The sequence below is a fragment of the Heliomarina sp. genome (assembly GCF_052826185.1).
The window spans coordinates 398,495-418,056 of sequence record NZ_JBRBUI010000045.1 but is presented as its reverse complement, the minus strand read 5'-3'; the positions used below and the strand labels follow the sequence as shown (position 1 = coordinate 418,056).

The 19,562-nt window shown below is 60.5% G+C and carries 19 protein-coding genes; 3 read left to right on the top strand and 16 right to left on the bottom strand.

Going from position 1 to position 19,562, the window contains the following annotated elements:
* Positions 1-16 precede the first annotated feature (16 nt).
* The 5 genes from nusB to ACU0FH_RS14210 form a co-directional block, all read right to left on the bottom strand.
* Positions 17-496: a transcription antitermination factor NusB gene (nusB, locus tag ACU0FH_RS14230; RefSeq protein WP_446195300.1), complete on the bottom strand. Its 480-nt coding sequence runs from the start codon at positions 494-496 to the stop codon at positions 17-19.
* Positions 493-1,044: a 6,7-dimethyl-8-ribityllumazine synthase gene (locus ACU0FH_RS14225; RefSeq protein ID WP_446195299.1), complete on the bottom strand. Its 552-nt coding sequence runs from the start codon at positions 1,042-1,044 to the stop codon at positions 493-495. The genes nusB and ACU0FH_RS14225 overlap by 4 nt, the downstream gene beginning before the upstream one ends.
* A 1-nt stretch (position 1,045) precedes the next feature.
* Positions 1,046-2,167: a 3,4-dihydroxy-2-butanone-4-phosphate synthase gene (gene ribB / locus ACU0FH_RS14220; RefSeq protein ID WP_238369162.1), complete on the bottom strand. Its 1,122-nt coding sequence runs from the start codon at positions 2,165-2,167 to the stop codon at positions 1,046-1,048.
* 125 nt (positions 2,168-2,292) lie between these two features.
* The gene (locus tag ACU0FH_RS14215; protein ID WP_446195298.1) at positions 2,293-2,868 is read right to left on the bottom strand and encodes a hypothetical protein; all 576 of its coding nucleotides are present in this window, start codon (positions 2,866-2,868) and stop codon (positions 2,293-2,295) included.
* Positions 2,865-3,458 (bottom strand): riboflavin synthase, encoded by a 594-nt coding sequence (locus ACU0FH_RS14210; protein WP_446195297.1) that lies wholly within the window; start codon positions 3,456-3,458, stop codon positions 2,865-2,867. The genes ACU0FH_RS14215 and ACU0FH_RS14210 overlap by 4 nt, the downstream gene beginning before the upstream one ends.
* Positions 3,459-3,614: 156 nt before the next feature.
* Here ACU0FH_RS14210 and ACU0FH_RS14205 point away from each other — a divergent pair, with 156 nt between their 5' ends.
* The 3 genes from ACU0FH_RS14205 (at position 3,615) to ACU0FH_RS14195 (ending at position 8,141) form a co-directional block, all read left to right on the top strand.
* The gene (locus tag ACU0FH_RS14205) at positions 3,615-4,907 is read left to right on the top strand and encodes a capsule biosynthesis protein (RefSeq protein WP_446195615.1); all 1,293 of its coding nucleotides are present in this window, start codon (positions 3,615-3,617) and stop codon (positions 4,905-4,907) included.
* Between the two features lie 95 nt (positions 4,908-5,002).
* Entirely contained in the window at positions 5,003-6,133 is a 1,131-nt protein-coding gene (locus ACU0FH_RS14200; protein WP_238369166.1) for a polysaccharide biosynthesis/export family protein, read from the top strand.
* A 10-nt stretch (positions 6,134-6,143) separates the two neighbouring features.
* Complete coding sequence (locus ACU0FH_RS14195) at positions 6,144-8,141, top strand: capsular polysaccharide biosynthesis protein (RefSeq protein ID WP_446195296.1); 1,998 nt, start codon at positions 6,144-6,146, stop codon at positions 8,139-8,141.
* On the opposite strand, the gene ribD is transcribed toward ACU0FH_RS14195, so the two are convergent.
* From ribD to ACU0FH_RS14140, 11 genes are all read right to left on the bottom strand, one after another.
* Complete coding sequence (ribD, locus tag ACU0FH_RS14190) at positions 8,138-9,238, bottom strand: bifunctional diaminohydroxyphosphoribosylaminopyrimidine deaminase/5-amino-6-(5-phosphoribosylamino)uracil reductase RibD (RefSeq protein ID WP_446195295.1); 1,101 nt, start codon at positions 9,236-9,238, stop codon at positions 8,138-8,140. The two genes, ACU0FH_RS14195 and ribD, sit on opposite strands and share 4 nt — an antisense overlap.
* Positions 9,235-9,702 (bottom strand): transcriptional regulator NrdR, encoded by a 468-nt coding sequence (gene nrdR, locus ACU0FH_RS14185; RefSeq protein WP_088635235.1) that lies wholly within the window; start codon positions 9,700-9,702, stop codon positions 9,235-9,237. The genes ribD and nrdR overlap by 4 nt, the downstream gene beginning before the upstream one ends.
* 143 nt (positions 9,703-9,845) lie before the next feature.
* A complete protein-coding gene (locus tag ACU0FH_RS14180; RefSeq protein ID WP_446195614.1) occupies positions 9,846-10,265 on the bottom strand; it encodes a secondary thiamine-phosphate synthase enzyme YjbQ in 420 nt (139 codons plus the stop codon).
* 34 nt (positions 10,266-10,299) lie between these two features.
* The gene (locus ACU0FH_RS14175) at positions 10,300-10,698 is read right to left on the bottom strand and encodes a hypothetical protein (protein ID WP_446195294.1); all 399 of its coding nucleotides are present in this window, start codon (positions 10,696-10,698) and stop codon (positions 10,300-10,302) included.
* Between the two features lie 15 nt (positions 10,699-10,713).
* The gene (locus tag ACU0FH_RS14170) at positions 10,714-11,133 is read right to left on the bottom strand and encodes a hypothetical protein (RefSeq protein WP_446195293.1); all 420 of its coding nucleotides are present in this window, start codon (positions 11,131-11,133) and stop codon (positions 10,714-10,716) included.
* Positions 11,134-11,345: 212 nt separating this feature from the next.
* The gene (gene rpoD, locus ACU0FH_RS14165; RefSeq protein ID WP_446195292.1) at positions 11,346-13,337 is read right to left on the bottom strand and encodes an RNA polymerase sigma factor RpoD; all 1,992 of its coding nucleotides are present in this window, start codon (positions 13,335-13,337) and stop codon (positions 11,346-11,348) included.
* 131 nt (positions 13,338-13,468) lie between these two features.
* A complete protein-coding gene (gene dnaG, locus ACU0FH_RS14160) occupies positions 13,469-15,418 on the bottom strand; it encodes a DNA primase (RefSeq protein WP_446195291.1) in 1,950 nt (649 codons plus the stop codon).
* Positions 15,419-15,454: 36 nt separating this feature from the next.
* Positions 15,455-15,754: a hypothetical protein gene (locus ACU0FH_RS14155; protein ID WP_238369172.1), complete on the bottom strand. Its 300-nt coding sequence runs from the start codon at positions 15,752-15,754 to the stop codon at positions 15,455-15,457.
* A 35-nt stretch (positions 15,755-15,789) separates the two neighbouring features.
* Positions 15,790-16,335 (bottom strand): sarcosine oxidase subunit gamma, encoded by a 546-nt coding sequence (locus tag ACU0FH_RS14150; protein ID WP_446195289.1) that lies wholly within the window; start codon positions 16,333-16,335, stop codon positions 15,790-15,792.
* A complete protein-coding gene (locus ACU0FH_RS14145) occupies positions 16,328-19,261 on the bottom strand; it encodes a sarcosine oxidase subunit alpha family protein (RefSeq protein ID WP_446195288.1) in 2,934 nt (977 codons plus the stop codon). Before ACU0FH_RS14145 ends, ACU0FH_RS14150 begins: the two co-directional genes overlap by 8 nt.
* Positions 19,258-19,521, bottom strand: coding sequence for a sarcosine oxidase subunit delta (locus ACU0FH_RS14140; protein ID WP_446195287.1), 264 nt, complete (start codon positions 19,519-19,521; stop codon positions 19,258-19,260). Before ACU0FH_RS14140 ends, ACU0FH_RS14145 begins: the two co-directional genes overlap by 4 nt.
* Between the last annotated feature and the right edge of the window lie 41 nt (positions 19,522-19,562).

The window sequence follows — 19,562 nt, the reverse complement described above, 5'->3', positions numbered from 1 at the left end:
GCTCCGCTCCCCGGCTTTAGAAAGCCTCTGGCCGAGCCTCGCGCGCCATGTGGTCAAGAACCGCGTTGACGAATTTCGTTTCCTTGCCGTCGGGAAAGAAAGCGCCGGCGATCTGGACGAATTCAGAGATGACGACACGCGGCGGCGTCTTTGTCTGGGTGATCTCTGCACCGGCAGCCCGGAACAGCCCCCGCAATGTCGGATCGATGCGCCCAATCGGCCATTTGGCAACCAGCGCGCGATCGGTCATCTGGTCGATCAGTGCCTGATTGTTCACAGCATCCTCGACCAACTGCCGGAACAGGTCGATATCCCCATCCAGCATCTCTTCGCCCTCGTAAGTGGCGCCAAAACGGTGGTCGAGAAATTCGCGAATGACGGCTTCTGTCGTCATCCCCGAATGCTCCATCTGGAAAAGCGCCTGCACCGCGTAGAAACGGGAAGCGGATTTCATTTTGCGTTTCTGATTGCCCGACAGGGTCTGGTCCGATGTCATGCGCTTTGGCTCCCGTCATTGCTGCCAGCGATGCGGTAGGTTTCCGAGGACGGCTTGAAGCCCACGCCCTTCGACTGACCCCGCCACTTACGGCTCAACGCGATCAGGTGCAATGCTGCCGCTGCGGCGCCACCACCCTTGTTTTGCTGTACAGGATCGGCACGCACCTCGGCCTGTTTCTTGTTTTCGACCGTCAGGATACCGTTGCCGATGCAGAGACCTTGCAGCCCCATCAGCTGCAAAGCCCGGCTCGAGTCATTGCAGACCGTATCGTAATGCGTGGTTTCGCCCCGGATGACACAGCCAAGCGCGACAAATCCGTCAAAGTTCGAGGTGCGATCGGCAATCGCGATCGCCGTCGGCACTTCCAGCGCGCCGGGCACCTCGATTAATTCGCAACTCGCGCCAGCCGCTTCGATTTCGGCCTTTGCCCCGGCGACAAGGTTGTCGGCGATGTCCTTGTAATAAGGCGCGACGACGATCAGCAGCTTTACCGGCTTGTCGAATTCAGGACGCGGCAGGATGTAATGAGTTTCTGTTCCGGCCATTTCAGCTCTCCGACATGATGGGGCGGGTGCCGATGATCGAGAGCCCGTAGGCATCCAATCCGACATACTTGGTTTGCGGGGAATCGGTCAACAGAACCAGCTCGTGCAGCCCCAGCTTGGACAGGATCTGCGCGCCAAGACCGGTCTGCTTGATCGTACGCGGCCCGTCATCCTCGCGGGCATAGAGCGTCTTTCGCGGTTCGCGGAAAAGGCAGACGACGCCCCGCCCCTCGCGCGCGATGATTTCCATCGCCCGTGGCACCTCATGTACCGAACGCGGGCCGATGCCGAGAATGTCAGACGCTTCGTGCATCGCATGTGTACGGGTAATGACAGGCTCAGGCGTGGTGATATCGCCCTTGATCAACACCACATGTTCGATGCCATGGATCTGGTCGGTATAAAGCCGCATATCCCATTCACCGCCGAATTCGGACTGAACCTTTTGTCGGCTGGTTTCGACCACGAGGTTGTCGTTGCGGCTGCGAAAGGCGATCAGATCCGAGATCGTCCCGATCTTCAGCCCATGTTCGGCTGCAAAGCCGACAAGTTCAGGCAGCCGGGCCATCGTCCCGTCCGGGTTCATGATCTCACAGATCACACCGGCGGGTTTAAGACCGGCAAGGCGCGAGATATCGACAGCGGCCTCGGTATGACCGGCACGCACCAGTACCCCGCCTCGGCGCGCGCGCAGGGGAAAGATATGTCCCGGGGTCGCCAGCGATGCCATCGTATTCTGTTCATTGATCGCCGTCGCCACGGTCAGGGCGCGGTCGGCGGCGGAAATCCCGGTGCTCACACCTTCCCGCGCCTCGATGGACACGGTGAAGGGCGTTTCGTGACGCGAAGAGTTGTTGACCGCCATCATCGGCAACCCAAGGCTGTCGACACGCTCGGCAGTCATCGGCAGGCAGATCAAACCGCGCCCGTGGGTCGCCATGAAATTGATCGCTGCCGCATCGGCAAACTCCGCGGCAATCACAAGGTCGCCTTCATTCTCGCGATCTTCGTGATCGACCAGAATGAACATCCGCCCCTTGCGCGCCTCTTCGATGATCTCCTCGATCGGGCTGATCGAATCGCGAAGATTGGCTTCGACGGGACCGGGGGTTTCAAAACTCATGGCGCAGCCTTTCAGGACAGGGTGCGGCGCAGATAAACCAGCCCCGCAACGATTGCCAGACCTCAGCAGATGATATGCTGTGTTTCAATGCAGACCAAACCAAACGTAATTACACAGCCGCAATGCTATCCCGCACGCTGGTCAAAGTATTGATCGGCAGAAACGTACCCGCCAGCCTTGGCCGCTGCCGTCCAGCTGTCCTCAAGCGGCGCGTCGCCGATCACCAGCACCTGATTGCCCGGCAACCGCCGCGCCCGCATGAAACTCTGTAGCCGCGCCCGCATATCCGACCAGCTGTCGGTAAAGAGAGGTGCCGCTTCGGTCGCGTCGATGACCGGGTTGGCGGCAAGCGCATCCTCGGGCCGTACCGGTCGATGCACGAGTGAAAGTTTCTGCGCCGACTTGATCGCTTCGAGCGCGCGATTGCGATCTTCGGGCATCTTCGCCCCGTTCGCCATGATCCGCAGCGCGTTCGAAGAGAACAGCAGCCCCATGATGTCCTGCCCCGACGTCTGCCGTATCGACGCGTAGGTCTTGTAATCGAGGCCAAGCTCTGCGGCGCGTTTGACCCGCATCCGCACAATCATCAGCGGGATGGTATTGGGCATCAATTTCTGCTGAGCGCGCCGCCACTGATAGCTGCGCCACGTGTGACCCCGCTCCATTGCCGGACCGTTGTTGTGACCGATACCCGCCATCATTCCATCTCCTTCAGCCGCGCGACATAGCGCGCCAAGGTGTCGATCTCGAGGTTGATCGCGTCACCAATGGCCACCTCGCCCCAGGTCGTCACTTCCTTGGTATGCGGGATGAGATTGACGCCGAAATCGCAATCCGAAACCTCGTTCACGGTCAGCGACGTACCATTGAGCGCCACCGACCCTTTCGGCGCGATGAAACGCGCAAGCTCTCGCGGGGCGCGAAAGGTGAAACGCGTGCTATCGCCTTCGTCCCGGATATCCAGCACTTCGGCGGTGCCGTCCACATGCCCCGACACCACGTGGCCGCCCAGTTCATCACCGACCTTGAGTGCACGTTCGAGGTTGAGCCGTTTGCCGACCTTCCAGCCATTCTTGCCGATATTCGTCTTTGACACGGTCTCGGCACTGATCTGCACATCGTACCAGTCAGGTCCAAGATCAATCACCGTAAGGCAGACGCCATCGCTGGCGATCGATGCCCCCATGTCGATGCGGGAGGTATCGTAAGACGTCGAAATCCGCGCCCGCAGATCGCCCTGCTGATCCAGTTCCGCGACCGTTCCAATATCGGTGACGATACCCGTGAACATGCAAATTACTCCTTAATCTCTGTCCTTCATCACGTAACTACAGGACGCCAAGGCGGCAAGTCTGCATCTTGCCAGAATTTGCCGCAGCGGCCATAGTTTCTTTCAACGGGCACAATAAGTGTCGATAGCGAAGAATAAGACGTGAGCAGTCATCAAATGCCAGGCACCAGCCCGCAGGAGCGGGTCTTTCTCTTTCTGCAGGGACCCCATGGGCCATTCTTCGACAATCTTGCGCGAATGCTGGAATCCGCCGGATGCGAAGTCTGGCGCATCGGTTTCAATACGGGTGACCGTGTATTCTGGTCTCGCCGCGACCGCTATATTCCGTTTGATGGCACACCTGATGAATGGGTTCAGGCATTTGCCAAACAAATCGAAGAACACGGCATTACTGATATCGTCCTCTACGGAGATACCCGCCCGATCCACGCCGTCGCCGTGACCGAGGCGAGACGCCGAGGCCTGAACGTGCATGTATTCGAGGAAGGGTACATGCGCCCATACTGGGTAACCTATGAACGGGACGGCTCGAACGGCAACTCGCGGCTCATTGATATGGACGTGGCCGGGATGCGCGCTGCTCTCGACATGAGCGATATCGATAGCCCGCTGCCGCCGTCGCATTGGGGCGACATGCGCCAGCACGTATTCTACGGCGCTCTCTACCACTTCTTTGTCATGTTCATGAACGGCCGCTACCGTAACTTTGCGCCGCATCGCAGCTTGCCGGTATCTCAGGAATTCAAGCTATACCTTCAACGCCTTCTGCTCATGCCGCTTCACAGCCTGGACAGGCGCATTGCGACCCGGCGCATATGCAATGGCGGCTTCCCCTACCACCTCGCACTTTTGCAACTGGAACATGACAGCTCGTTCCAGCAGCATTCACCTTTCTCCTCCATGACCGACTTCCTCGAAGAGATCTTTGAAGGTTTCGCGAGCGGCGCACCGCAACACCATCATCTTGTGATCAAGGCGCATCCCCTCGAAGACGGCCGCCGCCCCCTCAGGAAAGAAACCGACAGGCTGGCCCGGAAACACGGACTCGCAGGCCGCATTCACTACGTGCGGGGCGGCAAGCTGGCCCGGCTTCTGAACGATGCGCGCAGCGCCGTCACCGTAAATTCCACCGCCGCACAGCAGGTGCTCTGGCGCGGGATTCCGCTCAAGGTTTTCGGACGCGCCGTATACGACAAGCCAGAATTCGTCTCGAGCCAGCCCCTGCGCGATTTCTTTCGCGGTGCGACGCGTCCCGATACCCGCGCCTATCGTGATTATCGCCGCTATCTTCTTGAAACCAGTCAGGTTCCCGGCGGTTTCTATTCTTCGCGCGGACGCCGTCAGTTGCTCCGGTTGGTGGTGGACATGATGCTTGCCGCCGAAGACCCTTACGACGCGTTGAAATCCGGCACAGCGGCCCCGCGGCAACAGTTGCAGGTCGTCAAATGAGCTTTCTCCTCTAGGTGCTGGATTTTTATACATGAATCCGGTATCCACTCGGCAAAAGACTGAGGCAGAAAAAAACAGGTCGAGGAGACCGGGCAGTGGCACTCCTTAATAAACGATGGGCTGGACCCGTCGCCATTCTCGTTGTGTTGACGCTTCTGGCCGCTTGCGGCCTGCCTCAGGTCGGCCCGAACAAACGCCAGATTTTCGCGGGCTCCGTTCAGAAAGAAGGCGATGCTTTCATCGTCGCCGTCAATGACCGGGTGACGCGCGCCACAGCGGTCGTTCCTGCCCTTGGCTTTTCGCAATCCCTGATCAGCGCTGGCCAGTTGACATCCGACACCATCCGGCCCGGCGATGTGCTGGGTATGACAATCTGGGAAAACGTCGATGACGGCCTGATTGTCGGGCCCACGGGAAATTCCACCGCGCTCGAAGAGGTTCAGGTCGACAGTTCCGGTTTCATCTTCGTCCCCTACGCGGGCCGCGTGCGCGCTGCCGGGAATACCCCGAACCAGCTGCGCGAGATCATTACCTCGAAACTCGAAGACCAGACGCCCGATCCGCAGGTCGAGGTGCGCCGGATGGCCGGTGACGGATCGACCGTCTCACTGGTTGGTGCGGTGGGTGCGCAGGGTGTCTACCCGATTGAGCGCCCGACAAGAACCCTCAGCGCGATGCTCGCCAAAGCAGGCGGCGTAACGATCGAACCGGAAATTGCCCAGGTCAAACTGCTCCGCAACGGTCAGACCGGCACGATCTGGTTTCAGGATCTTTACAACAACCCGCAACTCGACGTCGCCTTGCGCGGCGGCGACCGCATTCTGGTTGAGGAAGACACGCGCTCTTTCACAGCCCTTGGTGCGACCAGCCAACAGGCCCGTGTCGGGTTTGAATCGCAGGATCTGTCCGCACTTGAAGCCATCGCGCAGGTGGGCGGTCTGGTGCCAAGCGCATCCGATCCGACCGGCGTTTTCGTCTTTCGCAACGAACCGCCGGAAATCGCCAATCAGGTGCTGGGCCGAACCGACCTGCAAGGCGCGCAACGCATCGTTTATGTCCTTGATCTTACCGAACCAAACGGGCTTTTCCTTGCACGGGATTTCGTAATCCGCGATGCCGACACGCTCTATGTGACCGAAGCGCCCTATGCCCAATGGAGCAAGACCATCACCCTGATCACAGGTGCTCTGACCCCCGTCGCCAACGTCGCGACCCTGACCGAATAAAGGTCGAGGCGTGGCCCGACGCCCCGCTGCCAGCAACAAACGGCTCTACGTCTACAACGGGGGATTCCTGGCTCAGAAACGGTTGCGGCGCATGCTGCACCTGGCCGGATATGACATTCGCATCGGCATGCCCTCTGATGGTGACACGGTCGGTATCTGGGGCAACAGCCCAACGGCGCACCGCGGTCTGTCCATCGCAGAAAGAAAACAGGTACCGGTCCTAAGGGTCGAAGACGCATTCCTGCGCTCCCTTCACCCCGGGCGCAGCGGCGACGCACCACTGGGCCTTCTCCTGGATCGGGCTGGCGTCCATTTCGATCCGAGTGTTCCCTCTGACCTTGAAGAGATCCTTGCCAAGAACCCGCTCGACGATTCAGCGCTGCTCGACCGTGCCCGCGATGCGATGTCCCGCATTCAGGAAAACCATCTGAGCAAGTACAACGCCTTTGAACCGGACCAGCCGGTGCCACCGCCGGGTTACGTGCTGGTTGTCGACCAGACGCGCGGCGATGCTTCGGTGACGGCGAGCGGCGCGGATCGGGCCGATTTCATCGAGATGCTCGTCTTCGCGCAGGAAGAAAACCCCGGGGCGAAGATCCTGATCAAGACGCACCCCGAAACAGTTGCAGGCTACCGAGCTGGTTATTTCGATGAAACGGACGCCTCCGACAGGGTAACCCTGTTCACCGAAACCGTCAGCCCTTGGAACCTGCTTCAGGGCGCGGTGGGCGTATACACGATGTCGTCGCAGCTTGGGTTCGAGGCCGTTCTCGCCGGGCACAAACCGCGCGTCTTCGGACAACCCTTTTATGCGGGTTGGGGGCTGACACAGGACGAAAACCCGGTCCCTCGGCGGGAAAGGCGTCTCACCCGGTCACAACTGTTTGCGGGAGCGATGATCCTTTACCCGATCTGGTACGACCGGTATCGCGACCGGCTCTGCGAAATCGAGGATGTGTTGGCGACGCTCGAAGCGCAATCGCGGGCATGGCGCGAGGATCATCTCGGCTGGGTCGCCAGCGGCATGCGCCTGTGGAAACGAAACCACCTGCAAAAGATGTTTGGCCGCGAGAAGCGTGTTGTATTCAGCGACGACATCCAGAACCGCCAGCCAGACGGGCGCCGACATATGGCATGGGCCAGCAAACTGTCAGAACCGACAGGCACGATCACCCGCGTCGAAGATGGTTTTCTGCGCTCGCGGGGTCTTGGGGCGGAGCTCGTGCCGCCACTGTCCCTGATCACGGATGACAAGGGCATCTATTATGATCCCCGCCACCCCAGTCGGCTGGAAGACCTGATTGCCAAACGCAGCACCCTTACCGCCGGGCAAGAACGCCGCGCGGAAAGGCTGATTTCGTCCCTGGCTTCCCAGAAACTCAACAAATACAACCTCGGTGGCGACCTCCCCGATCTTCCCAAGGGCCGACGCATCCTTGTGCCCGGACAGGTCGAAGACGATGCGTCGATCCTGACAGGAGCCAGCGCAATACGTGACAACCTCGCCTTATTACAGGAGGTTCGCGCAGCCGCCCCCGAGGCTGTCATCATCTACAAGCCTCACCCTGACGTTGAAGCATCGCTACGCAAGGGGGCGATAGAGGCCGATCCTCTGACTGATGTGATTGCAAGCAACGCGGATGCTGCCGCGCTCCTTGATATGGTAGACGAAGTCTGGACCATGACCTCGCTTCTGGGGTTCGAAGCGCTCTTGCGGGGCCTGCCAGTCACCACCTTTGGCGCGCCCTTCTATGCAGGTTGGGGGCTGACACGTGATCTGGGCGAAACACCCGACCGTCGACGCGCCCGGCCAAGCCTCAACGGTCTCGTCCACGCGGCCCTGATCGATTACCCAAGGTACCGGGACCCGGTAACCGGCTTGCCCTGCCCTGTCGAAGTAATCGTTGAACGCCTTGCGAGCGGGGATATACCGACGCCCGGACCATTCAACCGAACGATTTCGAAACTTCAGGGGCTCTTTGCCAGCGCGTCGCCGTGGTGGCGCTAGGTCATCGCGCGCTGCCAACGATGCATGACGTCGGGACCGACCGCGCGGGTTTCCAGCAGATCGTATCGCGCCGCCTCCTCAAGCTTGTCCAGTCCAAGCGCGCCAAGCGCGGGCGTCCCCTCGGCGCCGATCGCGAGTCCGGCGGTAAAACCGATGAGTTCATCCACCATGTCCGCCGCCAGAAGAGAGGCTGACAAAGCCGCGCCCCCCTCACAGAAAACCCGTGTAAGTCCGCCTTCGCCGAGCTTGCGTAGCATATCCGCAGCGTCGATCTGGGCACCATCCAAGGCACAGGGAATGAGCTTGGCTTTCATCCCCTCCCACGCCCGCATGCGCTCGGGGTCAACACCTTCACCATAGCAGAGCCACAGAGGAGTTTCAGCAGCCGTCCTCGCAAGGTTGCCCAGCAACGGCACATCCAGACGCCGCGACACGACGACCCGTACGGGCTGATGTTCGACCCCCAGATCGCGCACAGTCAGCGAGGGATCATCGGCGCGCGCCGTCCCTGCACCAACGAGAACAGCGTCATGCCGGGCGCGCATCGCATGAACCATCCGGCGCGCGGCTGGACCCGTTATCCATTTGCTCTGTCCCGTCGCAGTCGCGATGCGCCCGTCAAGACTGCCTGCGAACTTCAACGTGACAAAGGGTCGAGACATCTCGGTGCGCAGCAGAAACCCGGCGTGATCCCGATAGGCTTCTTCCGACAGGACATCCGTCGTGATTTCGATCCCGGCGTCGCGCAGCTTGGCAAAGCCGCGCCCCGCGACCCGCATGTCGCTGTCTTCAAACGGCGCCACAACACGGGACACGCCCGCCGCGATCAAAGCCTCCGCGCAGGGCGGCGTCTTGCCGTGATGCGCGCATGGTTCGAGAGTGACATAGGCGGTGGCACCCTTTGCCGCCGCACCCGCCTGACGCAAGGCTTCGGTTTCCGCATGCGGACGACCGCCCGGCTGCGTCCAGCCCCGACCGACGATCCGGCCACCGTTGACAATGACGCAACCGACTGCCGGATTGGGCCAGCAACGCCCCATGCCGCGCCGCCCCAGCGCGAGGGCCAGCGCCATGTATCTTTCGTCTTGTCGGCTCACTCTTCCGGCATCACCGGCGGGCGAAGTTCATGCACGAAGTCTTCAAAATCATCCGCCGCCTGGAAATTTTTGTAGACGCTGGCGAAACGCACATAGGCCACGGTATCAATCCGGGCGAGCGCCTCCATGACGATTTCGCCAATCTTGCTCGACGGGATATCTGTTTCGCCCATGCTTTCGAGACGTCGTACGATGCCTGAAATCATCTGGTCGATACGCTCGGGTTCAATCGGGCGTTTCTGCATGGAAATCCGGATCGACCGTTCCAGCTTATCGCGGTCGAAATCCTCGCGTTTGCCGGAGGACTTGATGACGACGAGATCACGCAGCTGAACGCGTTCATAGGTGGTGAAACGCCCGCCACAGGCGGGGCAAAACCGCCGCCGTCTGATAGAAACATGGTCTTCCGCCGGACGGCTGTCTTTCACCTGAGTATCGATATTGCCGCAAAACGGACAACGCATGCCGGTCCCCTATTGTCTGCTTTTGGGGCCGCGCCCCCTATGCTCCACATCGACTATAGGGCGCAGGTCACGCATTGTGTAGTGCAATTTCTTCCCCACCATATCCTGTGGCGATCTTGCGACTTTTGGGCCAACGACGACCTCTAACCCCCGAGATGCGCGGCAACTTTCCGGTTATGCGGGGCCTGGCGATGCTCAAAAAGATAGATGCCCTGCCAAGTTCCGAGCACCATCTTGCCGTCACGGACAGGAATGCTCAGAGAGATCGGCAGCATTGCCGCCTTGATATGAGCGGGCATGTCGTCGAGGCCTTCATAGGTATGGCGCAGGTATGACATCGACGGATCACTGGATGGCGGCACCAGCCTGTGGAAAAACGCCGCCAGATCGTCGCAGACCTCCGGATCGGCATTCTCCTGAATGAGCAGCGAACAGGAGGTATGACGCACGAATAGGGTCAGCAACCCGTCCTGCGCCCCCTGCCCCCTCAGCCATTCCGCGACCGGACGGGTGAACTCATAAAGCGCGGCACCGCGCGTTTCGATGGTGAATTCGGTCTGCATCATCGCGTCGCCGGATAGCCGCTAAAATTGCAGATCAAAATTCGAGGTTCTTGCGGTCATAACAATAGTTGCGCGCAAAGGACGCGTTCAGGTTATCGCCCACCTTTTTCATCGACAGGAAAATCCCGGTGTCAGCTTCCTCTCCCGACGGAAGCGAAAGCGAGAACTGGACACTGGATTTCCGATCTGATGTTTGCGGCTCTCCCCTTCCCCGGGTAATGAAAATGCGGTCATTGTTCTGGGCCCCGAGCACGGTCAGCGCATAATCCCCCGCCGCGCACCAATAGTCCGATCCGGCGGAGCCGGGCGCACCGATGACTTCAAAAGATCCATCGGGAAGAGGATTCACCGTCAGCCGGTTGTCCGCGACCCAGGCCATTGCCAGAGCGGGAAGAAACGAAAGTGCGACCGCGCATGTAAGGGTTTTCTTCATTATCTCGCTCCAGTCCTAGGGGTGCCAGATGCCCGGGTCTTCCGGCCCGTTGCCAAAGCAGTATTGCTGCGCCGATCCGGCTCTCATGTTGTCGCCTTCCGCCTTTACCGAGAGCGTATAGCCCGGCTGAGTGCTGACACCTTCGGGAGGAGTAAGCGAGAACTGGACCGCCTTCTTGCCCGGTCGGTTCACACTGGGGCCGATGCCCCGCCAGATATAGACGCGTTGGACGGCTTCGGTTCGCATCTCCCGATAGGCGTAGTCCCCCGCGGAACACCAGAAATCGGCAGCGCTCGAGGCGACATCGTTCACAACTTCGAACACACCTTCGGACACCGGCAGAACCTCTTGCCGATTGAACGATCGCCACGCCTGCCCGGCTTCGGGTATCAAAATGAGGGATGCGCAGGTCAGGGCAAACAGATGTCGGATCATCGTGAACCTCCTTTGGCGTCGCAGTCAGAACAACCTGAAAGGTAATGGGGTTTCAAGGCAAAGCAACATGATCTGCTTCACTTCTTTGGCAGCCATTTGCGGTCGGCGACCGTCCGGCCCCGACGATTTGCCCTGCAAGGGTAACGCAATTCCAAAAGAAAACCGCGCCCCGTATGGATACGAGGGCGCGGTTTGCAGATCTTTATTCTGACTTACTGGTCTAGGAAGGAGCGCAGCTTGCGCGACCGGCTCGGGTGCTTAAGCTTACGCAGCGCCTTGGCCTCGATCTGACGAATCCGTTCGCGCGTCACGCTGAACTGCTGACCAACCTCTTCAAGCGTGTGGTCGGTGTTCATGCCGATGCCGAAACGCATCCGCAGAACCCGTTCCTCGCGCGGCGTAAGCGACGCCAGAACGCGGGTCGTCGTTTCCTTGAGGTTCTCCTGAATCGCGGAGTCGAGCGGCAAGACCGCGTTCTTGTCCTCGATGAAATCGCCAAGCTGGCTGTCTTCCTCGTCGCCGATCGGCGTTTCGAGCGAGATCGGCTCCTTGGCGATCTTCATCACCTTACGAACCTTTTCCAGCGGCATCTGCAGCTTTTCCGACAGTTCTTCCGGCGTCGGCTCGCGTCCGATTTCATGCAGCATCTGGCGACCGGTGCGGACCAGCTTGTTGATCGTCTCGATCATGTGGACTGGGATACGGATAGTCCGTGCCTGGTCCGCGATAGAGCGGGTGATCGCCTGACGGATCCACCACGTCGCGTAGGTCGAGAACTTGTAGCCGCGGCGGTATTCGAACTTGTCCACGGCCTTCATCAGGCCGATGTTACCTTCCTGAATAAGATCAAGGAATTGCAGACCACGGTTCGTGTACTTTTTGGCAATCGAGATCACGAGTCGAAGGTTCGCTTCGACCATTTCCTTCTTGGCTTGGCGGGCTTCTTTCTCGCCCTTCTGGACCTGCTGGACGATGCGGCGGAATTCGCTGATGTCTAGGCCGACATACTGCCCGACCTGCGCCATGTCCGCGCGCAGCTCTTCTACCTTGTCGGTCGAGCGTTCGATGAACATCTGCCATCCACGACCCGGCTTTTCAGCCATTTCGGCCATCCAGTTCGGGTCAAGTTCACGACCGCGATAGGCATCGACGAATTCGCGACGGTTGATACGGGCCTGATCCGCAAGCTTCACCATCGAGCTGTCGATCGACATCACACGGCGGTTGATGCCGTAGAGCTGGTCGATCAGCGCTTCGATACGGTTGTTATGCAGGTGCAACCCGTTCACCAGCTCAACGATTTCGGACCGCAGCGACTGGTAAGTCGTTTCATCGGTAGCCGAGAATGTATCGTCTTCGTTCAGCGTGGCCGAGATCCGGCTGTCCTGCATTTCGGACAGCTGGGCATAATCGTTCGCAATGGTTTCGAGCGTTGCAAGGACCTGATCCTTGAGCGCGGCCTCCATCGCGGCAAGCGACATATTGGCTTGATCGTCCTCGTCCTCATCGTCTTCTTTGGCGATGGGATTGCCATCAGCGTCAAGTTCGGGGCCGGACTCATCCTTGTCTTCGCTCTTGGCGCTATCGCCTGATCCGGCCGCGACCAGCGGCTCTTCGACGTCGCCGTCTTCGTCCAGCTGGTTGCCGAACGTGGTTTCAAGGTCGATCACATCGCGAAGCAGAATGTCCTCGCTCAGAAGTTCGTCGCGCCAGATCGTGATGGCCTGAAAGGTCAGAGGGCTTTCGCAAAGCCCGGCGATCATGGTGTTGCGCCCGGCCTCGATCCGCTTGGCGATGGCGATTTCGCCTTCGCGAGACAGCAATTCGACGCTGCCCATTTCGCGCAGGTACATGCGCACCGGATCGTCTGTCCGATCCAGCTTCTCATTCGTGCCGGAAGACAGCGTGACCTCGCGGGCATCGCTTTGTGCGACAACCTCGGTCGATCCCTTGTTCTCTTCTTCTTCGGCCTCTTCATCCTCGATGATGTTGATGCCCATTTCCGAGAGCATCGACATCACGTCTTCGATCTGTTCGGAGCTGACCTGATCGGGCGGCAGCACCTGGTTCAGCTGGTCATAGGTGATGTACCCCTTTTCCCGAGCCTCACCGATCATCTTCTTGACGGCGGCCTGGCTCATATCCAGGGAAATCTCGGCGTCCTGATCTTCGGTTTTGCTATCGTCGTTGTCTTTCGCGGCCATTCATTGCTCCTGCACGGTCTACGGCGACTCGGGTCATTCTCTGATTCGTTGTAGTGCGAATCAATAGCCTGATCTGGTGATTCGGCCACCCGTTTACCGAGTTTTCTTTTGTTTTTCCTTACAAACAAGCGCTACTGTTGCGATTTGGAGTAACCAATTTGCTCGAGAAGTGCCTCAAAGGCGCTGCGTTCGTCGCGACTGATTCGCGCTCCGTTGTCGCCCGTGTCGTATTCAGTCTTGTCCTGATGCTGCGATCGCATCGCCATGTTCTTCGCCTCTGCAGCCTGGCTCAGGCGCCAGGTCAAAGCCTCATCCGCGAAATGCGAAATGTCTTCGACGGCTTCTGCAATCTCTTCGTCCAATCCGCGTCGGGCACGTAGTTTCGCGAGCTCCTCATCAACTGTCATCTCAGCGAGTTCGACGTCGCCCGCCCTTCGTATCGCAGGATTGATTGCGACATGGCGAAGCGCAAAGAGGTTTTCAAGGGCCTCCTCGCCAATCCTCGCGATTAATTCGTCGCGCAGTTCCTGCGGTCTGGACGATCCCACCCGCAGGATCGCCTCTCGCAGATCGGCGTTCAACGGGTCAGCGCATTCCATCATCTCGACCCCTGCTTCAAATTTCTGGATCACATGCGGCGTCGCGATCAGCGTGGCCAGAATGACGGTTTCGCGCAGGTGAATTTCGGCCTGCTCTCCCGATGCGACCAGTGGCGAGCTGCGGGTCGTTAGCCGGGCGGTCGCGATCGGTTTGCGCCCCGGCACCCACGGCTTGCGCGGCCCGGCCTTTTCCTTGCGGGGGTTGAACAGTTCCCAGCGGAGGTTCTTGATCTCCTGTCCGTAATGCGCGCGGATCGATGGGTCGCGGATCAATTTGATCTTTTCCCGCAGGACCTTGTCGAGCGCGGCCTTGCGTTCGGGGCTGTCGAAAACACGCCCTTCGGTTTCCCGCTGCCACAACAGGCGCACCATCGGCATCGCCTCGTCCAGAACGGCGCGCACCGCGTCCGGCCCCTTGGCGCGCAGCAGATCGTCCGGATCCTGCCCTTCGGGCATCAGCGCAAAGCGCAGCGACTGCCCGGCCTCAAGCAGCGGCAAGGCAAGGTCGATCAGGCGCATCGCAGCGCGCAGCCCTGCCGTATCGCCATCGAGCGCGATGATCGGCTCTGATGAAATGCGCCACAATAACTGCAACTGGTTTTCGGTAATCGCGGTGCCCAGCGGCGCGACCGAAGCCCCGAACCCACCGGTGTCGAGCGCAATCACATCCATGTAGCCTTCGGCCACGATCAGCGGCTGGCCCTTACCTGCCGCTTCGCGCGCAGGGCCGTGATTGAACAGGGTCCGGCCCTTGTCGAAAAGTTCGGTCTCGGGCGAGTTCAGGTATTTCGCGTTGTCGTCCGGGTCCATGGCGCGGCCCCCGAAGGCCACGCAACGCCCGCGCGGGTCGCGGATCGGGAACATGATCCGGTTGCGGAACGTATCATAGGGTTTGCCGCCTTTGGACGACGGCTTGGCCAGCCCCGCTCCAAGGATCAGGTCCTCGGCGATGCCTTTGCCGCGCAGGTGATCCCAGAGTACCTGCCAGCCATTCGGCGCGAATCCGATTTCCCAGCGTTGCAGTGCCTCTTCCCCAAGCCCGCGGCCAGCAAGGTAATCGCGTGCCGGCCCCGCGTTCCCGGTATTGAGCTGCAGCCGGAAGAACCGAACCGCTTCTTCCATGACCTCCGCCAGCTCGCTGCGGCGGTCCATCTTCTTCTGCGCCTGCGGATCGCGGGCGGGCATCGGCATGCCGACCTCGCGTGCGAGGATCTCGACCGCCTCCATGAAGCTGACGTTTTCCGTGTCCTTGATGAATCCGATCGCGTCGCCCTTGGCGTGACAGCCAAAGCAGTAATAAAAGCCTTTGCGGTCATCGACGTGAAAACTTGCCGTCTTCTCGTGATGGAACGGGCAAGGCGACCACATGTCCCCCTTGCCCTGATTGGACTTGCGCGTATCCCACACGACTTTGCGCCCCACCACCTGCGAAAGGCTGGCGCGGCTGCGCAATTCGTCGAGGAACCCGGGTGGAAGACTCATGCTTTGCTATACCATGGTTACAGGCAGCAGGGTCGATTAGTTGGCGAGACAGACTTCTTTCCACGCCGCGCCAAGGTCTTCATTGCGTACGATGCGCATTTTTTTCTCATAGACCCAGGGCGTAATCAGCGGAATCGCCGCGTTGTAGTTCGCGGGCCACGTCGGATTGGTCTGGGCAATGGCGTCGGGCACTTCGCGCTCCTTGACGCGGTCAAGGCGCGCCTGCTGAATCGCGGCAACCACTTGTGACTGGTAGATGCAGCTCTGCTCCTTGCTATCCTCGGCCATGACTGGCGAGGCAAGAAGGGCAGCGGCAAGTACAAGACGGATATTCATTAGGTCACTCCGGAATCAGTTGAACGTTCGCTACCTTAGCCGCGCGCGCCGACAGCTTCCATCGCCCCTTTCAAATCGTGAACGAGTGTCTGCGCCATCGAGCGGAAGACCATGATCTGAAAGCTGTCCGGCCCAAGCCTGGTGATCGACGCCATCATGTGCATCAAATCCGTCCGGACAGTGGATTTTTCCGGAAAGGCGCTCAGCCGCATATCGACCGGCACCAGCCGCGCCAGAACATCCGCGGCCTTTGCCCCCGACAGGCGAACCACCGCCCAGGCATCGCTTTGATCCGTCACGGCGGCGGCATCGCTCAGGCCAGCGTCAGGCACTACCCCCCGCAACAGGAACTGCCCCCGCCCGAACCACAGAACCGATGTCTCGCCATCGGTTTCCGCCCTGTTGACCGGGGGCAATGCAAGACCATGCGCCTTTTGCAAGGCGGCACCCACCGCCTCTTCCTTGCCCGAGAAAGGCATGATCACCGACATCGGCAGCATCTGGCTTTCTTCGATCCGGAGGTCCCCGACCGATACCGGCAGCAAACCCGCACAGGGTGTTTTCGCGACAAGCTCAACCACGGACTCGGCCTCCTTCCGGATCGAACACCACCGGTCCGGTCACTTCGCAAATACATTCGATGCCGCGCAGGTGATCCACCATCTTGATCTTTTCCCCGTGTCTTTCGGCGCCGTTTTTCAGAAAGCCCATTCCCATCATACGGCCCAGCGTCGGCGAATAGGCAACCGAAGTGACATAGCCCTGATCGTTCTCGCGCTCCGGCGCATCTTCGGCGCGGAACAGATGTGCCCCAGCCGTGACCTGCTTAACCTCGCCAACCGGTTTCAACCCTACAAGCTGCTCGCGGCCGGGATCGCACAGCCCCGGACGTTCGGACATGGTCTTGCCGATACAGTCCTTTTTGGCCGAAACCATCCGCCCCATCCCAATGTCAAAGGCCGTCGTGCGCCCGTGAATTTCCGCATGGGTGATGAACCCCTTTTCAACCCGCAGCACATTCAGCGCCTCCATCCCGTAGGCGCCGCCGCCCATCTCCTCGGCACGTTTCACGAGTTCGCGGAACAGGCTGTCGCCATAGCGCGACGGAACCGCCAGTTCATAGGCATGCTCGCCCGAGAAAGAGATCCGGAACAGCCGCGCCGCGATACCGCCCAGCGCAACAGGCCCACAAGCCATAAATGGCCAGTCTTCGTCTTTCAGCGGCGCATCCAGCAACCCGTCGAGCAAGGCGCGCGATTTCGGCCCCGCCACGGCGAACTGCGCCCATTGCTCGGTGACCGAGACAAATGCCACGTCAAGCTCGGGTCGAAGCCCCTGATGCACGAATTCCAGATGACGCATGACCTCGCCGGCCGCCGCCGTCGTGGTGGTCATCAGGAAATGGTTTTCCCCCAGTCGCGCGGTCGTGCCATCGTCCATCACATGCCCGTCCTCACGCAGCATCAGCCCATAGCGGGTCCGACCGACCTTGAGCGTCGAGAACATGTTGCAATAGACGAAATCGAGGAATTCGGCCGCATCCGCGCCCTGAATATCGATCTTGCCAAGGGTCGAGACATCGCAGACGCCCACCGACTCGCGCACCATCCCGACTTCGCGATCACAGGATTCCCGCCATGTGCGTTCGCCCGCACGCGGGAAATAGCTCGGTCGATACCAAAGCCCCGCCTCGATCATCGGCGCGCCCATTTCGACACTGGCGGCATGGCTGGTGGTGAACCGCTGCGGTGCGAACCCCTTGCCCTGCGCCCCTGCCCCCATCGCGGCTATGGACACCGGGCTGTAGGGCGGGCGGAACGTTGTCGTTCCCGTCTCGGGAATCGCGCGACCCGTCACATCGGCCAGAACCGCCAGCGCCGCCACGTTGGAGTTCTTGCCCTGATCGGTCGCCATACCCTGCGTCGTGTAACGCTTCATATGTTCGACCGAGCGGAAGTTTTCCACCGCCGCCTGTTTCACGTCCTTGACGGTCACATCGTTCTGGAAATCGAGCCAGGCGCGCCCCTTGCCCGGCACCGCCCAGAGAGGCGCGATGCGATAGGCACCGTCCTCCGCCGCGGGCAGCGCGACATCGGCGGCTTTCAACCCGATCGCGTCCAGCGCGCGTTTTGCCGCCTCAACACCCGCGCGCAGGCAGGCAGTCGTCGAAAAGGCCCCGTTGCAGGCCCCCGCCACATGCATGCCCGGCACCGCATCCGGGCTGGGAACGAAACTCTGGATACTCTCCCGCCATGTCGGCCGCCCGTTCATATGGCAGGTCAGATGCACCGTCGGGTTCCAGCCGCCGGACATGGCAAGGCAATCGGTCTGGATACGATCCTCGCCCCCCACCGAGCGGATCGTCACATGCTCGAGCCCGGTCCGGCCGCCCGAATCCGATACCATCGCGCCTTTGAACATGCGCACGCCCGGCACGGTTTCGGCGTCGTGGCGGCTGTCGATCAGTGCCGCCACATGCACACCCGCCGCAAGCATATCGCGCACGGTCCGATGCCCATCGTCATTGTTGCAAAACACCGTGACACGCCGCCCCGCGCTTACACCCCAGCGGTTGAGATAGGCCCGAACGGCGCCCGCTGTCATGATCCCCGGCCGGTCGTTGTTGCGAAACGCGACCGGTCGTTCAAGCGATCCGGCAGCCAGCACCGACTGTTTCGCGACGATCCGCCAGAAGCATTCCAGCGGCAAAGCATCCCCGCGCCGCTTCCTGTGATGCCCGACACGTTCCAGCGCCCCGAATGTGCCCTGATCATAGGCGCCTGTCACGGTGGTCCGCGTCATCAACCGCACATTGTCCATCGCCTCCAGCTCGGCAACGATGTCGCCCGCCCAGACATGGCCCGGCTTGTCGTCGATCTCCTCGACCTCGCCCAGCAGACGCCCGCCCATCCGGCTGTCTTCATCGGCGAGGATCACATCGGCCCCGGCCCGGCCCGCTTCCAGCGCCGCCATCAACCCGGCAGGCCCCGCACCGATCACCAGTAGATCGCAAAAGGCAAAGGCCCGCTCATAGCGGTCGCCATTGTTCTCCCCCGAAAGGGCCCCAAGCCCCGCCGCCCGGCGGATCACCGGCTCATAAAGCTTCTCCCAGAAGCTCTTCGGCCACATGAAGGTCTTGTAATAAAAACCCGCTCCCAGGAAAGGCGAAACAAGATCGTTTACCCCCATAAGGTCAACGCCAAGGCTCGGCCAACGATTCTGACTCGTCGCCGAAAGCCCCGGATAGATCTCCTGAACCGTGGCCCGCACGTTCGGCTCCTGCGCCGCCCCGGACCCGACCGTCACCAGCGCATTCGGTTCCTCGCTCCCGGCCGTCAAAACGCCGCGCGGACGGTGATACTTGAACGACCGCCCCATAAGGCGAACATCATTAGCCAGCAGCGCCGAGGCCAGCGTATCGCCCGTAAACCCGCGATAGCGTGCCCCGTCGAACTGGAACGCGACCTCTTGACTGCGGTCGATCAATCCCTTGCCTTCAACCCTCATGACCGCGCCTCCGTAGCCAGTTCCACGCCGGAAATTTCATGGCTCACCGTATTACGCGTCACCACCAGCCAGCCGTTGCAGCCACTCTCATGATACCAAAGCTCCCGCGTCTCCCCGGCTGGGTTCTCACGCAGGTGCACATATTCGTCCCATGCCGCTTCGCCCGCATCCGGTGCCGGGCGTTCAAGCGCCACCGCTGCGCCCTTGTAATAAAACTCGCGCCGATCCCGTTCGCCACATACCGGACAGTTGATCCTCATCGCACAGGCCCCTGCTTCTTCTCGTCAAAAATACGGAAATT

Coding starts and splice junctions, on each gene's coding strand:
- nusB (WP_446195300.1), bottom strand. CDS start 496: ATGACATCGGACCAGACCCTGTCGGGCAATCAGAAACGCAAAATGAAA.
- ACU0FH_RS14225 (WP_446195299.1), bottom strand. CDS start 1,044: ATGGCCGGAACAGAAACTCATTACATCCTGCCGCGTCCTGAATTCGAC.
- ribB (WP_238369162.1), bottom strand. CDS start 2,167: ATGAGTTTTGAAACCCCCGGTCCCGTCGAAGCCAATCTTCGCGATTCG.
- ACU0FH_RS14215 (WP_446195298.1), bottom strand. CDS start 2,868: ATGATGGCGGGTATCGGTCACAACAACGGTCCGGCAATGGAGCGGGGT.
- ACU0FH_RS14210 (WP_446195297.1), bottom strand. CDS start 3,458: ATGTTCACGGGTATCGTCACCGATATTGGAACGGTCGCGGAACTGGAT.
- ACU0FH_RS14205 (WP_446195615.1), top strand. CDS start 3,615: ATGCCAGGCACCAGCCCGCAGGAGCGGGTCTTTCTCTTTCTGCAGGGA.
- nrdR (WP_088635235.1), bottom strand. CDS start 9,702: ATGCGTTGTCCGTTTTGCGGCAATATCGATACTCAGGTGAAAGACAGC.
- ACU0FH_RS14180 (WP_446195614.1), bottom strand. CDS start 10,265: ATGCAGACCGAATTCACCATCGAAACGCGCGGTGCCGCGCTTTATGAG.
- ACU0FH_RS14175 (WP_446195294.1), bottom strand. CDS start 10,698: ATGAAGAAAACCCTTACATGCGCGGTCGCACTTTCGTTTCTTCCCGCT.
- ACU0FH_RS14170 (WP_446195293.1), bottom strand. CDS start 11,133: ATGATCCGACATCTGTTTGCCCTGACCTGCGCATCCCTCATTTTGATA.
- rpoD (WP_446195292.1), bottom strand. CDS start 13,337: ATGGCCGCGAAAGACAACGACGATAGCAAAACCGAAGATCAGGACGCC.
- dnaG (WP_446195291.1), bottom strand. CDS start 15,418: ATGAGTCTTCCACCCGGGTTCCTCGACGAATTGCGCAGCCGCGCCAGC.
- ACU0FH_RS14155 (WP_238369172.1), bottom strand. CDS start 15,754: ATGAATATCCGTCTTGTACTTGCCGCTGCCCTTCTTGCCTCGCCAGTC.
- ACU0FH_RS14145 (WP_446195288.1), bottom strand. CDS start 19,261: ATGAGGGTTGAAGGCAAGGGATTGATCGACCGCAGTCAAGAGGTCGCG.
- ACU0FH_RS14140 (WP_446195287.1), bottom strand. CDS start 19,521: ATGAGGATCAACTGTCCGGTATGTGGCGAACGGGATCGGCGCGAGTTT.